Source organism: Candidatus Rhodobacter oscarellae (assembly GCF_001078595.1).
Lineage (GTDB): Bacteria > Pseudomonadota > Alphaproteobacteria > Rhodobacterales > Rhodobacteraceae > Rhodobacter_B > Rhodobacter_B oscarellae.
The window spans coordinates 2,661,690-2,676,000 of sequence record NZ_LFTY01000002.1 but is presented as its reverse complement, the minus strand read 5'-3'; the positions used below and the strand labels follow the sequence as shown (position 1 = coordinate 2,676,000).

Here is a 14,311-nt window from a genome sequence, read left to right as displayed (position 1 = left end):
TGACGCGGACATGCGCGCAGCGGTGTGGTCCTCTCCGGGGTCATGAAGCCTTCGGTCCGATTGAGAAACCTCAATCGTCAGACAGGTTCGACGGACCCCCAACAAAGCGTCGCATGATCTGTGGTGGACGACGGCAGCCAAACCCGCCAAGGCCGCGGGGGCGGGTCAGTCCTGGGGCTCCGAGGCGACCTCGATCTCCTGATATGAGCCCGCCCAAGCGGCCCGATGGACCAGAGCCGCAAGCGGCACCGCGCGAGGCCCTCCGCGCCATCATAACAACGTGTAAACGCCGCGCGCGGCGCGTCCGTTGGGCAGGCCGCCCGAACTGGGGGTTAACGCCTTATTTCGTTGAGAAAATCCGCGTCGGCCATGTGTCGGCAAAACGTCGGACTTCTGTCGGGCACGGTGTCGGAAAACTGCGGGTTTAACAGGGCGCACGGAGAGTTTCTTGAAACTTAATCTCGCGGACTTAGCCGATATGAGCACCCAAGTGACATTGACCTTTGGTGCCATTCGCGGTGATCGTGATCCGTCGACCTGTAAAACGGGTCACAGCATTTGAAGAACAGGAGACGGCCAAATGATTGAAGTGGACTGGGCGCGGCTGAAAGCACATGAACTGCGCGCGCTGGCAAATGAGAACGCGGTTGTGATTTTGCCCATTGCATCGATCGAGCAGCACGGGCCGCATTTGCCTGTGATGACCGACACGCGTCTTGGTCAGGAAGTGGCACATCGCGCGGCGCGCAAGGCGTATGGAACCCGGCCCGTTGTGGTGACGCCGGTGGTCTGGTCAGGCCTGTCCGAACATCACATGCCGTTTGGCGGCACATTGATTCTCAGTCATGACACGTTCCGGCGGGTTGTGCGGGATTTGATCGCCTCCATCACCCGCCACGGGTTTCGCGATATTCTGATTGCGAATTCCCACGGTGGAAACACCATCGCGATGCAGCAGATCTTGGACGAACTGTCCCCTACTTCGGAGGCCACGCTGGTCGCGACCGCCTATGCCACCGAGGCCGGCGAGGAGCTGTCCCGACATCTCGAGGACCAACCGGGTATAATGCACGCAGGCGAGGCGGAAACCTCGATGATGATGGTGTGCGAACCAGAACTGGTCGACGACAGCGATCTTGCTGGGCTGGCCAGCCCCATGGGCGCCAAAAAGTTCCTGCAAGCTGGAGAAAAATCGTATCGCTGGAGGCCCTTCGCGCATGTGACCGAAAATGGTCTGGCGGGGAACCCCGCGCGGTCAAACGCGGACAAGGGTGAAAAATTGCTGGAGGCCGGCGCGGATGCGTTGGCGCGTTTGATCTGTGATCCCGAGACCTGGGCCGCGCCCAATGACCTGCGCCTGGAAAGCACAGGGGGCGTTCCGTTCAGGGAGTAAAGCACGCTCTGCGAATTACAAACCTGCTGCGTGAATTCGCGCGCCTTTTTCTGCTCTGGGCTCTGAGCCGAGCTTGGTCTTTTTATCGGAGCCTGGCCGGGGCGAGTTCCAGCGCCCGCCCCGGTAAGTCATCGCATCAGAGCTGCAGGCGGAACCGCGCGAGGCCATCCGCGCGGTCATAACAGCGTGTTAACGCCGCGTGCGGCAGGTCCGTTGGGCAGGCCGCCCGAATCGGGGGTTAACGCCTTATTTCGTAGAGAAAACCGGCGTCGGCCATGTGTCGGCAAAACGTCGGACTTTTGTCGGGCACGGTGTCGGGCTGTTGCGGGGTTTACAGGGCGTACGGTGGGGTGATTGAATGTTAATCTTGCGGACGAACCCGACATAAAAACCATACTGGAGCGACTACGAAGTGAAAGCGATGGTTTTTCGTCTGGTTGCTCTTGAGCGCGCGTTTGAGTGATCGAGTTTGGTTTGAATGAAAAACCGCGCTGGTATCCGGCAGGTTGGGCAAATCAACTCATTTCTGCGCGGTCCCGGATCATTTTACGCGGACACACGCTCCCCGCGCATGCTCTGACTGGCCATGACGACCGACGGAAGCGCGCATTTTCAGCGAGAGCGTCTCGCGATCCAGTGTCGCCGTATAGCGGACGTTGATCTTCGCGCCCGTTGTCGTGCGCGCTCCGTCCCAGTCGAACCTGCCGCGCAGCTTGCTGCCCTTTTCGCTCAAAACCCTAGCCGGGAAACTGCCAAAACGTTCTCCGCTCGATCCGTAGCTTTCCACCATGACCTGCTTCTCACCCCGCGTGTGGGAAAAAACATAGGCCGGGAGGAACCAGCCCTTCGTGTATCTCGCCTCGACCTGGCATTTATAGACATCCGCCGATGCCGCCCCTACCGCCAGAAGGGAAACCGCCCCGGCAATGAAAAAAGACCCCGTGATGTAACGTTTCTTCATAAGCTTGACTCTCAAATAAGCTGGATTTCCCCATGTGGCCAATCGTTGAACGACAAAGTCAAGTGAATCTTCGGGTTTAGCAAATACTTCTTCCCGCGTGGCGCCTGTGGTCGTGGAAGCGCCTATAAAATAGGTGGCGCTACTTCCCCCCCCTGTTGTCATTGCTCTTGATTGGATGGAGTGGGACCCTGCGCTTGCCGAATGGGGAGACCGCCTAGCGGGATCTTGATGTTACTCGCACGTGTTTGGTCAATGCCCGCAATGGAAAGCGAAAGGCAGATGCACTAGATGTATGGAACCCAAACAGCGATCAGCTTCACATCCCAAGCGCAAATATTGCATGATTAACTTTCTGACCTTCTCATCAGCTTGATCATTGCGGGGGTGATTGATGCCATCATGATCGGCAAGAACTCAAGTCTTAGGTATCCATAATACCAGACCCAGCTGGACAGCGATAATTTGTGTCGAGCGTATTCGCTGATCAGCAACCCGGCCAGACTAGCGCTGATTATACCCCAGCGCGCCAACCTAGTTTCATCTTCAGAAAAGAGCGTCTCGCCATTGTCACCATGAAACAGATGGGTTCCTTTTTGGAGAAGCCCGTAGAGTTGTTCTAAAACATTCAGCACACACCATGCGCTCGGAAGAAGTTGAAAATACAAGAAATTTCCAGTGGATAAGGTCAGGGATGCGCCAAGTGGCAACAAGAGAAGTCGTAAAACTTCGCCCGACCAGGTTCTGCCTTTGAAAAATTCGACGCAACGGCGGATCAACCACAAAGCTAGGGCAACCGTCACCGCCGCCAGAAATCCGAATTGGTAAAATGCGAAGATCACTGGTACCGGGAAAAGCAGCAGAATTGATAGCTCCCAAAGACAGCCACGTTGCGCTGGCTCCGAGTTTTCATCTTCATTCAAATGGGCTGATGCAAGCTTAAAAGAAGCAATAGCCAAGCCGCTCAAAATGCAGAATATCACGATTGGAATAATGAGATATATCATATTCTTCCAGTTTGGGGTTGCCTAGTCGAAGTCGCACTCTTCCTATCTACATCTCAAGTATTTTTCCAGCTCCAGGCAATGCAAAGACTCTTGAAAACTGCGACGTTCAACGCAATTGGCTCGGAGCCGACCTTGATTTTAAGATGGAAGCCTGGCCAGGGCGGGAAGCGCCCGCCCCGGCGGCCTTGGTGCATCAGAGCTGCAGGCGGAACCGGGCCAAGCCCTCCGCGCGGTCATAACAGCGTGTTAACGCCGCGTGCGGCGATTCCGTTGGGCAGCCCCCGAATCGGGGGTTAATGCCTTATTTCGTTGAGAAAACCTGCGTCGGCCATGTGTCGGCAAAACGTCGGACTTTTGTCGGGCACGGTGTCGGGCAATTGTGGGATTAACAGGGCGCACGGTGGGGTGACTGAATGTTAATCTTGCGGACAAAGCACCATTTCGCTGCGGGTGCGCCAATGACGGCTTTGGATGAAACGTCCCTGCCAAAAACGGTGGTTTTCGCCGGTGACAGAATCGTATGAGTTTTGGCAGATTTTCCCTGATACTAAGCTGTCCGACAAATTAAGGCTTAGTCTGGTGAGCGGGTCACCGTTAGTGTTTTGCGGAATCCCCAGCCTTCGTCGAGGACGATTCGGTACTTGCAAGTATCAGTTCGGACAATAGAAATGGCTTCGCCAAAGTTTGGAGCGATCAGACTGGTTGCGACGACCGTATTATCCGCATTCCAAGCCTCAAATCTGAAAGCGGTTCCTGTCGCCGCTTCCGCAATATTTGATACAGCCGATCCGAATTGAACGACCAAATCATCTCCAAAGTATTCTCCCGCTAGGTTTGGCCGCGCCACTGCAGTCTTGCTCTCAGTCCCACTCGTACATGCGTACGATGTCGCAGGCAGCATTAATCCACATAGCAAGATCGCGAGTGATCGGAACATTCTTTCCTCCTTGGTAGACTTGACATGAGCATCTTCGTTGCGGATTTCAATGTACGACGTCAAACGCCCAAACAGGTCTGCGTTCAGGTCAAAAACGTCCGGCCACAACCCCTCTGCCAAAAACGGACGTTTTTGACACTTCGAGTGGTCTTGCTGAAATGGTTGGAAAATCTTGGGCCACAACCCCTTGGCAAAACTCTGTTTGATATTGTCACGTTTTTGGCCGTCGCTCCAAGACCGGACATTCGTGCGCAGCGCAGCATCGGTGAAAGGGGCTCAGAGCCGACCTTGAGTTTTCGTTCCAAACGCCGCCGGGGCGGGGGGGGGGCCTGCCCCGGCGGCCTCAGTGCATCAGAGCTGCAGGCGGAACCGGGCGAAGCCCTCGGCGCCATCGCCGGCCTCCTCGATGGTCACGCCTTTGACATCCTCCGCATAGCCCTTCGCCGCGGGGCCGGTGTCAAACAGCACCGTCGCGCCGTCCAACGGCTTGAAGGTCCAGTTCGCGTCCGCCGAGGGGTTGATCGTGCCCTGCTCGACGATGTAGCGCACGATCACGTCGCGGTTCGTGTCCGGGGCCTCGAAGATGATCGTGTCGCCCTTGGCGCCCGGGAAGTCCCCGCCGCCCGAGGCGCGGTAGTTGTTCGTGGCGATGACGAACTCCATCTCGTCGGTCACCGGCGCCCCCTCGTAGGTCAGGTTCACGATCCGGTTCGCGCCCGGGTTGGCCATGCCGCCCTTGGGGTCGAATTTTGACGGCTCGGAGAGGTCGATCTGGTACGACACCCCGTCAATCACGTCGAAATTGTAGCTGGGGAAGCTGGGGTTCAAAAGCTCGGCGTCCCTGGCCCCTGGCGCCACCTGGTTGAACATGCCCGCCGAGCGCTCCAGCCAGTCCTTCACCTGCGCGCCGTTCACCTTCACCGCCCGCACCGTGTTGGGGTAGAGGTAGAGATCCGCCACGTTCTTGATTGCCACGTCGCCCGCGGGCACGTCGGTGAAATACTCCGGCCCGCCGCGGCCGCCCGCCTTAAAGGGCGCCGCCGCCGACAGGATCGGCAGGCCCGCGTATTCCGTGCCCGCCAGCATCTCGGAGATGTACCATTTCTGCGCGATCGACACGATCTGCACCGAGGGGTCATCCGCCACCAGCGCAAAGTAGCTGTGCAGGGGCGCCGAGGTCTTGCCCACCCCGCGGCGCACATAGGCCAGCGTCTCGTCATGCTCCTGCTGGACGGAGGCGAGGACCTCGGCGTCGTCCTCCACCAGGGCGGTGATCGAGCGGTCCTCGTTGCGCTTCGATATCGGGCGCGCGGAGCTCTCATGCGCCATCACGCGCCATTCGCCGCCGGACTTCTCCAGCATCAGGTCGATCAGCCCCAGATGCGAGCCCCAGAAGCCGCCCATTGTGGCGGGCGTGCCCATCAGCGTGCCCGCGGCGGGGTCCACCACGTCGGTGCTCTCGTGTTTCGGGCCCGGGAAGACCAGATGCGTGTGCCCCGTGAGGATCGCGTCGATCCCATCGACGCCGCCCAGGGCGGTCGAGGCGTGCTCGAGCATCTCGCCCTCCGGCGCGCCGATGCCGGAATGGCTGAGCGCGATGATGATGTCGGCGCCGGCCTCCTTCATCTCGGGCACATAGGCCCTTGCGGTGGCCACGATGTCGCGCACCTCCACGTTGCCCTCCAGGTGCTTGCGGTCCCAGTTCATGATCTGCGGCGGGGTGAAGCCGATCAGCCCCACCTTGATGGCATGCGCCGCGCCCGCGCCGTCGGTGACCCGGCGGTCCAGGATCACATAGGGCCTGAACAGCGTCTTGTCCTGCCGCGGGGCCGCGCCCAGTTCCAGCGCCACATTCGACAGCACCACCGGGAAATCCGCCCCGGCCATGGACTTCATCAGGAAATCCAGCCCGTAGTTGAACTCGTGGTTGCCGATGGTGGCGGCGTCATAGCCCAGCACGTTCATCGCGGTCACGATGGGGTGGCTGTCGCCCTCCTTCATGCCGCGCTCGTAGGCGATGTAGTCGCCCATCGGGTTGCCCTGGATCAGGTCGCCATTGTCGAGCAGCATCGAGTTCGCCGCCTCGGCGCGGATCCCGCGCACGATGGAGGCCGCGCGGCTAAGCCCAACAGTGTCGCGGGGCCGGTCCGCATAGTAGTCATACGGGAAGACATGCACGTGCAGATCCGTCGTCTCCATGAGACGCAGATGGACCTGCCCGGCGGCCGCGCGGGCCGAGAAAGGGTGCAGCGCGATCAAGGTGGCTCCTGCGGCGGCGCCGGCAAGGAAAGTCCGACGAGAGATCAGGTTATAATTCTTTGTGGGCATAGCAAGCACTCCTATAGGTACTGGAACTTGAATAGGGGGCGGGCGTGACCGTTCGATGACAGCTGGGGCACGCCCAGGCCTGGATGCAACCCTAGCGCGGGTCGGTTGGTGGGGCTAGAAGAAAGGATTTCGCGGCGGGTTCGCGCCGGGTTCATGAAGCAATCCACGAACGGCCACCCCATCCGGCACGAGACCAAAACCGACCCAGATGGCAGCCGCGTGAAGTGGTTCCAGATCAGGACGTTTTCGCAAAAGCCAAAACCGGTAGCGGCGAGGGGATAGGAGAAATCTGTCTGGCGATGCGTCGCGTTGGCCTTCGGTCAAAATTGTGCAAGGCTGGCGAACCTTTAAAGAAAAAGTATTCTCAATAATCTTCTGGTGATCTCGCCATTTTTAGCAGGGCAGGTCACTGCGATTGAGGCCGCGACCGGCAAGCCAGCGATGCGTAACTTGCTGCCGATGCAGCCCGGCGATGTGCCGGCTACCTGGGTAAATGCGGACCTGTTGCGGAGGCTAACCGGATATACCCCCCGTACAGGTATCACCCAGGGCGTCACGCGTTTCGACGAATGGCACCGTAATTACGGCAGCGTTTGAGCAGCTCAGGCGCCCGGCGCGGGCGGGTCCGTCTGGGCAAAGCAATCCGTTAGTAGGTGAACATAATCCGCCGCCTGTTGTGGCATCTCCGGCGCGGGCTCGGTTGCACCCGGCGTACCCTGGTCCAGCTTCGCCTGAATGGTGGCCAAGAAGCGCTCGTGAGTTTCGCAGATCGTCAGGAGGGCGTTCGCCTCGATACCGGGTACATCGGTCGAAACCGTATGCAGGCCAACGGCGCGGTACATATACAGCTTCAGCGGGTTCATAAAGGTGGACACCTTGTCCGCCGTGTGTGGCATGATCGCAAGATCGGCCCGGCTCAGAAATGGCAAGAGATCGCGTTCGGGCTTGGGGCCGTGGAAGACTACGTTTGGTTGCTCAAGCGCCTGATAGAACCCGTCCTTGGCCCGCATTGCGGCGCCCACCAGATGCAGCCTGATATGCGGGTCCAGCTGCGCCAACGCAACGACGAGATCCCAGTCAATCCTGTCGTTCATATTGCCGCTATAGACGATCTCGAATTGTGTGTTCCGGTCTTGATTAGGGGTGCGATTAAAGCCAGCCGGCAACGTGTACCAATTCGGAATGACATGGGCTGCCGCCTCTATATCGCTCTGGACAATGCCCGAGGAGCGGAAAAAATCTAAGTTCCGCTGCGAGTTGAACACCAGGCGATGCGCCAGCCTGGCTAAGATGTTGTATTGGGTCTTGATCTGTGTGACCGCCGCCCCTTTGGCCCATGAAAGCTGATTGTCGACGACGTCCACGACAACAGTATAGGGGGACAGAACATCGTACAGTCGCTCAAGAGAGTTGATGTAAGGAAAGAGCACGACCGTCGCGTTCGCAGGTGTAATGTTCTGTGCGGCAAGGAAGTCGATCACCATGCCTTCGAGTAGGGCAAACGCGCGCATGTAGATCTGGTGGTAGGCGACGCCATCGTCATCAACATACACGCCTTCGCGCTTTAGATCGCCCAGATGCACAAGCTGTAGGTGGTCGGACATGAAGGCCTGCCGTCCCTCTCGGTATTGCTCGTCAGATGTTGCGTGCAAGAACTCGAGCACAACGACCCTATGGTCAGGGAAGGCGCGGCGGTAGGTGCGCGCGATTTGATCAATCCGGCGGCCGTAAAGCCCGGCATCATGCTGCTTCCAGACCAGCAGTAGGACAGGTTTTGAGGGCGCGCGTCTTTCCGGCTCGCTTCCGGGGAACAGCTGCGCCAGAGCAACGGCTGCGCGTGGTGCCTTCTCGGCGACGGCCAAGGCTTGGGTGAATCCCGCATAGCCGCCGTCGAAGGTGAATTCATGCGGCAGGCGCGCCTGGCCACGGTAGGCCAAAGCGGCCTTGAGCTGCTCTTCAAAGTCCTCTTCCGTGAAAAGAAAGACGCCGTCCGTGTCCGCAAGGTCCATCACGCTTGCTGATTTGGGCACCAAAACGGGGCGTTGGACGCTCAGTGCGTCGCCGATCTTCGAGGAAATCTGATACCGGGTGATCTTGTCATCCATGCCCTCTGAGGAGGCGTATCCCGTCAAAATGATGTCCATCTCTGCAAGATGGGCGCTGAGTTTGTGCTGCAAGATATTGCCGCCAGTCTCTGCGCCGGCCTTTTGCAAAGAGACCCGCAGTTGGTCGGGGTTGATGTCGCCAGCAACATGAAAGGAGATGTTCAGGTTAGAGCGCTTCTTGATGTCCTGGATTATCTGCGCGACTTCCAAGATCCGCTTATGCGGGCGCACGGTGCCAATGAAGCCAATCTTTAGGGGGCGCTCGGCGTTGTTGGTCGTGTTATCTATTTTGCGTTTGGGCGTAGGCCTGCGCACATGGCGCACGAAGGCTGCGTCAAACTCCTCCTTAAGCGTGATGCTGGCGGCGGTGCGGGCCGGCACGCGTTCGGTTGCGGCTCGGCTCAGCCCAATCGTTGGCAGCCCGTAGGCCTTATCTCGGCTCGCCTTGGAGCGAGAAAAATGTTCCTCGTTGTCGTCGAGATCTAGGATCAACTTGGCCTCGGGCCTAGCCACTTTGGAGGCCAGCAAGAAGGAGGGCATCCGCGGCTTGCAAATCCAAACCGTGTCGAAGGCGATGCCCATGGCGCGCATCAAGCGGTGATATTGTTGTCGCTCTGCCCATGGGATTGCGACGATCATGTGTTCGCTTTCCCGCATGGGTGGCCAGATTTCCCCGCCGAACTCCTTGAAGAGATAGACGAACAACACCACCGGGTGCCGGGTGCGCGCGACGTCGCACAAGACCTTGGCGCGCCCGATCGGGTTGTGCCCGCCGTCCCAGCAGGTCACGGCCACCGCGCCGGGTTGCCGCGCAATCTGGGCCGCGGCGGTAAGCGACTTCATGATTGAAGTTTCCGGGACATTCTTTGCAGCGATCGTTTCCGCTACAAGCTCTAGCCGCGTGTCCTGCAGCGCATAGAGGCTGACCTTCATGCCCGCCCGCAGGCCATTCACGCTAAATTTAAAGCCCTGAGTTCCACGACTGCCAAGCGTTGCGTCGATATCGCTGCGTGGCGCACCCCACGCCAAAAGCGCCGCCGGCTTGCCATCCACGAACAGGACCGGGACGCATTCCACCACCCCCGGCGCGTAAAGCCAACCGCTTAGGATTGCGTCGCTGATGCTCTCAATGCAGCCGCGCATGGGCTCTGCGGGTTGTAATGTGGCGGTGGTCGGGTCTGGCTCTGCGGCTTGCTGTGGCTTGGCGAGCGATTGGTAGCTGCCAATAAGACCACGCACCATGGATTTCACTTGCCCGACCAAGGAGCCTTGGGCCGGTCTGGCGGACGAAGATTTAAGCCGCGTTCCGGTTTCAACCACGCGGACTTCCACGTCGTTTAGGGACGCCGGGGGATCCATGCTTGGTGGTAGGATGATTTCGAAAGCATGAAACCCGTGCCCGATACCTGCATCGGCGAGATCGGCCCGAAAAAGCTTGGCCTCCGCCTGTGCCTTGGTTGCGCCGTCCAGTATGTATTCTACCTTAACGGACTCTCCTGGTCTGCCTGGTAGCCAAGCCCAACCAATAATCGTATTATCGAGAATAGCATCGACGTAACCCGCAGTTTTTGGCATTTTATTGGCTTAATCCTCTATAGCTTTGAGCTACATAATATACTCTCCACCTACAGCGCCAGGGGTAGTATGGCTACTGTTGTCATGTCGAAAAAAGAGGGGCCTGCGCCTTTGAAGCGCCGCGCAATGAGGTGTGTTTTGAATCCGGGTAAAGTCAACTCATGCGGTCGACAATTTCAACATGGGTTCCGTCGATGAGGTGGCTGAAGCTTGCGCTGCATTATTGCGTGTTGGCCGTGAAACTCTTCTTGTCGTCAACGGTGCCTCCTTGGCGGCTGAGGCGTATCCAGGCGTCGGGGATGTTTGATCCGGCGTTCTATCGCAAGGCGCATCCCTTGCTCCATCCGGTCCATCTGCGGTTTCCGCTCCGCCACTACCTGACCCAAGGAGAACGCTCGGGGCTGCAGCCAAGTCCGCTGTTTTCTCCGAGGGCATATCTGCGGCACAACTCTGAAATCGGGTTGGAGTCCTTTGAGGGCGCGCTTTGGCACTACATCTCCAAAGGCCGGGCGCAGCGGTTGGTCTGCGTTGATCCCGTCCCGGATGCGGCGGCCTATGGGCCCCTCGCAGGCGCGCCCTGTGCGCCCGCCGATATCGCGGTCGTCGTGCATGTGTTCTACCCCAAGCTTTGGGCCGAAATAGAAGCGCGTCTGCACAAACTGCAAATCGGCTTTGATCTTTATGTCACCGTGACCGAAACGGCCGAGCACGCCGCTCAACTGATCACGGAGATCCGCAGCGCCTGGCCGCGCGCGTACGTTGTGGCGATGCCGAATCGCGGTCGCGACGTCCTGCCCTTCACCCAACTGGTTAATGGCGGCCTGCTGAGCCAATATCAGGCTGTTTGCAAATTGCACACCAAGGCCTCTACCCATCTTAGGGACGGGGCAGGTTGGCGCAACGCGCTCTTAGAGGGGGTCCTGCCGTCTGAGGATGCACCGGCAATGCTCAGGTCCTTCTTGAGTGACCCGCACGCGGCGTTGCTTGTGCCAGAGGGGCATGCCTATGACGGGCCGGGCCACTGGGGCGCCAACCGCGCGCGGGTCGAAGCCCTCATCAAGCGGCTGCGACCGGGGCAGATGCCGGCGCGCTTTAGCTTCCCGGCAGGTACGGTGTGTTGGATCAAGGCACCTGTGATCGCACAGCTTGTGGCGCTGGCGTTGCAGGTCGAGGAGTTCGAGCCGGAATGGGGCCAGACGGATGGCACGCTCGCGCATGGGGTGGAGCGCCTCCTGGGGGTTCTTGCCGCGGATCTGGGCCTTTCCGTTGCGACACCGTCGGCATTGGCTCGGGCTTCTAGCCCGGCATTCAGCGCCTCTGAAACTGTCGCCTAATGCGTCCTGCCGTCCGCCTACCAAGCCCTGACAGCCATGGCTTTGGGGCCTGCGCGATATCGGACGCAACGCGAACCCATTTGTCGAAATCGACCTCGTCGCGAAACATCAAATTTTTGCGCTCACTGGCGGGGTAGGGCACATAATCTTGCCCCACATGTGCCGCGCGCTCGACGAGCGCCGCGTTGACGCGATCGCCAAGGGCGCACATCGCCTGGTGTTCGGCCCGCGTTAAAAGCGTATTGGTCTCGGGGTTCCTCAGGCCCATCTTTCGGGCGAGGACTGCCGAGATCTCGGCGATCCAAATCGCGATCGGAGACGGCGATCTGTTGCGCTCTTCGGGCAGCGGCTGCACGAGGTCCCTGCCTTCGCCCAGACCGGGCTGAATAGCCGCGAGCGAGGCCAAGGCAAAGCCCTTAGGATCCTGCTTGAGCGTCTCGTATTGAACAATTTTGACAGTGGTTTCAAAGACCGCCTCGAAGGCGTCGATCACCGCGATGTAGTCGCAGACCCGTGCGTGATCCAGGGCCACGCCCGGATCGCAGCCAAAATACACGTCATTCTTTTTTGGCCCACCCGTTTTCAGCATCTGTACAGCGAGAGAGTTGCGCATCTCTTCGACACGTCGAGTGGTGAACATAATATGGAACTGCGTGTCCGCCCCGAAGAGCGCCCGAAAAGCCCGTGCCGCTTCGGGATCGAACAAAACCCGTGTGAAGACCTTGGAATACAAGAGCAGCGTGTCGTGCTCGCGAAACGCGTCTTCAATAAGTGCGCGCCCATAGCCTCCCGCGCCGCGCCGCCATAGAATTCATCTGGGACCACGCTCTTGACCCAAACCGCGGCCACGGGATGCGATCCTGTATAGGGCGGGGTTCGGGGGTAAGCGATGCCAGCCTGGTCCAGCAGATCATGGTTCTTAAAGAGCAAAGACTGTTGAAAAGACGTCCCTGTCTAATAATTTCCAACCCAAAGGATAACCGTTTTCATAGTATGGATGGCTAGCCTCCCTTTGGCGAAAGATCAAACAGGGGCTGCAACCAAGGAGTGTGGGATCTATTGCAAAACCACAAAAAAATGGGTTGATAGGGGGAACATTGTCCAACAGCACGATCCAAGATGTGCAGAAAGCTCAAGGTCGACTAATGAAAGAACGTAGCGTCTTCCCCAACATCAATGCCCCATCGGAAGGGCGTCATCGCACCGAAACGTTCAGATGGATCATGGAGTCGCTCAAACGAGACCCAACCATCGGTAAGAAACTGGCGGATCTCGGAGCAGGCCCCTGTCTGTTCGCCCAGATCGCTTGTGAATACGGTTTCGAACCGACCGCTGTGGACGGGCGCATTGCGCGAGTGCCGGAAAATCTGGGAAGCGTGACGTTCATTCAATCCAATGTCATGGATTTCAACCAATCGACCTTCGACGTCAGCGTTATCCTCGGGCTACTCTACCACCTCACGCTCGAAGATCAGATCAAGTTAATGGGCAAGGTCCCGAAGACAGCGGTCCTTGTTCTGGACACACAAGTTCACCATTCCAGCTTGGTTCAGCATGACGCATCGGCGGCTCGCGGCTTCGACACGGGGAATGTCGTCAAGAAGAAGAACTACGAAGGCGTCATCTTCCCCGAAGGCGACAACCCGATGGCGTCGATCGAGAACCCAACCTCGTGGTGGCATACGCCCAACAGCCTGCGCACCTTGCTGAGGGAAGCCGGGTTTGTCGAAGCCATCACCGTAGGCGAGCCCTATGTATCTAAGTATGGTGGGCGTGAATGGATTGTGGCCCGCAAGGCGGGAACTTTCTCGACAATATGAGCCTCCTGAGAGGCCGTCACCCAGGATGCGGATGGTGGCCTTTTGAGGAACGCTTGGACAGTTAGAAGGCGTTAAAACGTTGCCTATTTTCAGAGCGGCAGGGAAGGTGATTTTCTTTGCGCATGTCCCAAAATGCGCAGGCACATCCGTGAATCTTTACCTTTCCCGCCGCTTCGGCCAACTGGCATTCTTGGACCGGCGCTACCTATCACAGCCCGAAGGGGAGCGTTGGAGCAAGAGCTCGCCTCAGCATGTGCCGACCTGGGTCCTTGAACGCTATTTTCCCAAGACCTTCTTTGACATGAGCTTTTCTGTCGTCCGCCATCCAGTAGACAGGATTGCCTCTGTTTTTATGTTCCAGCGCGAGCGGGAACAGTCCGTGTCACCAGATTTGTCCTTCTCGGCCTGGTTGGAGGGACTTCCCGAGGCCTTGCAAAAAGACCCGTTTGCCTTCGATAATCACGTCAGACCAATGACGGATTTTGTGCCCGTAGGGGCCCGCGTCTTCCGTCTGGAGGAGGGGCTTCAAGCAGTGACCGGCTGGCTGAACGAAATCGCGGGGGACGAGCCGTCCAAGGATGGTATCGAGAACGCGAATTCCCGAGAGACACGCATTGCAGAGATGCAGAGCAGCGAGGCACCCGTTCTTGTGACCGCTACAGATCGGGAAATCATCGCTCAGATATTCGCTGAAGATTTCAGCCGCTTCGGGTATGACGTGGATGCCGAGACGCAGTATTAGGGCGGTTCGCGCAAAGTCTAAGGCTGGGTTGAGAGCAAAACCGGCAGATTCCATCGAACATGCGCGGGCGCTCTGACCGCCTTTCAAGCTTGCGGGACCAAGGGCCGAACGC

At 58.6% G+C, this 14,311-nt stretch carries 10 protein-coding genes; 4 read left to right on the top strand and 6 right to left on the bottom strand.

The annotated features are described in order from the left end of the window. The first annotated feature begins 580 nt into the window (after positions 1 to 580). Complete coding sequence (locus tag AIOL_RS17550; protein WP_049644178.1) at positions 581 to 1,393, top strand: creatininase family protein; 813 nt, start codon at positions 581 to 583, stop codon at positions 1,391 to 1,393. Positions 1,394 to 1,934: 541 nt separating this feature from the next. On the opposite strand, the gene AIOL_RS17545 is transcribed toward AIOL_RS17550, so the two are convergent. The 5 genes from AIOL_RS17545 to AIOL_RS17530 all read right to left on the bottom strand — a co-directional run bounded on the left by AIOL_RS17545 (position 1,935) and on the right by AIOL_RS17530 (position 10,303). Then, on the bottom strand, positions 1,935 to 2,354 hold the full coding sequence (locus AIOL_RS17545) for a hypothetical protein (RefSeq protein WP_049644177.1): 420 nt from the start codon (positions 2,352 to 2,354) through the stop codon (positions 1,935 to 1,937). A 344-nt stretch (positions 2,355 to 2,698) separates the two neighbouring features. Further along, a complete protein-coding gene (locus AIOL_RS17540) occupies positions 2,699 to 3,358 on the bottom strand; it encodes a hypothetical protein (protein ID WP_152912579.1) in 660 nt (219 codons plus the stop codon). Between the two features lie 571 nt (positions 3,359 to 3,929). Then, a complete protein-coding gene (locus AIOL_RS26000) occupies positions 3,930 to 4,478 on the bottom strand; it encodes a hypothetical protein (protein ID WP_152912578.1) in 549 nt (182 codons plus the stop codon). 168 nt (positions 4,479 to 4,646) lie between these two features. Beyond that, positions 4,647 to 6,623: a bifunctional 2',3'-cyclic-nucleotide 2'-phosphodiesterase/3'-nucleotidase gene (locus tag AIOL_RS17535; protein WP_049644175.1), complete on the bottom strand. Its 1,977-nt coding sequence runs from the start codon at positions 6,621 to 6,623 to the stop codon at positions 4,647 to 4,649. 602 nt (positions 6,624 to 7,225) lie between these two features. Next, on the bottom strand, positions 7,226 to 10,303 hold the full coding sequence (locus AIOL_RS17530) for a glycosyltransferase (protein ID WP_082152657.1): 3,078 nt from the start codon (positions 10,301 to 10,303) through the stop codon (positions 7,226 to 7,228). Positions 10,304 to 10,602: 299 nt separating this feature from the next. Here AIOL_RS17530 and AIOL_RS17525 point away from each other — a divergent pair, with 299 nt between their 5' ends. Continuing rightward, entirely contained in the window at positions 10,603 to 11,637 is a 1,035-nt protein-coding gene (locus AIOL_RS17525) for a rhamnan synthesis F family protein (RefSeq protein WP_160314514.1), read from the top strand. Here the strand turns inward: AIOL_RS17525 and AIOL_RS17520 are convergent. Further along, positions 11,612 to 12,370: a hypothetical protein gene (locus tag AIOL_RS17520; RefSeq protein WP_049644172.1), complete on the bottom strand. Its 759-nt coding sequence runs from the start codon at positions 12,368 to 12,370 to the stop codon at positions 11,612 to 11,614. The genes AIOL_RS17525 and AIOL_RS17520 overlap by 26 nt on opposite strands. A gap of 364 nt (positions 12,371 to 12,734) precedes the next feature. On the opposite strand from AIOL_RS17520, the gene AIOL_RS17515 reads away from it, so the two are divergent. Further along, positions 12,735 to 13,457 carry a class I SAM-dependent methyltransferase gene (locus tag AIOL_RS17515; protein ID WP_049644171.1) on the top strand — a complete coding sequence of 241 codons (723 nt, stop codon included), beginning with the start codon at positions 12,735 to 12,737 and terminating at the stop codon, positions 13,455 to 13,457. Between the two features lie 79 nt (positions 13,458 to 13,536). Next, positions 13,537 to 14,199 (top strand): sulfotransferase family 2 domain-containing protein, encoded by a 663-nt coding sequence (locus AIOL_RS17510; protein WP_082152655.1) that lies wholly within the window; start codon positions 13,537 to 13,539, stop codon positions 14,197 to 14,199. The last annotated feature ends 112 nt before the right edge of the window (positions 14,200 to 14,311 follow it).

What these genes read in the sequence shown, in the direction of transcription:
- AIOL_RS17545 (WP_049644177.1), bottom strand. Translation starts at nt 2,354, where the DNA reads ATGAAGAAACGTTACATCACGGGGTCTTTTTTCATTGCCGGGGCGGTT.
- AIOL_RS17540 (WP_152912579.1), bottom strand. Translation starts at nt 3,358, where the DNA reads ATGATATATCTCATTATTCCAATCGTGATATTCTGCATTTTGAGCGGC.
- AIOL_RS17530 (WP_082152657.1), bottom strand. Translation starts at nt 10,303, where the DNA reads ATGCCAAAAACTGCGGGTTACGTCGATGCTATTCTCGATAATACGATT.
- AIOL_RS17535 (WP_049644175.1), bottom strand. Translation starts at nt 6,623, where the DNA reads ATGCCCACAAAGAATTATAACCTGATCTCTCGTCGGACTTTCCTTGCC.
- AIOL_RS17525 (WP_160314514.1), top strand. Translation starts at nt 10,603, where the DNA reads ATGTTTGATCCGGCGTTCTATCGCAAGGCGCATCCCTTGCTCCATCCG.
- AIOL_RS17550 (WP_049644178.1), top strand. Translation starts at nt 581, where the DNA reads ATGATTGAAGTGGACTGGGCGCGGCTGAAAGCACATGAACTGCGCGCG.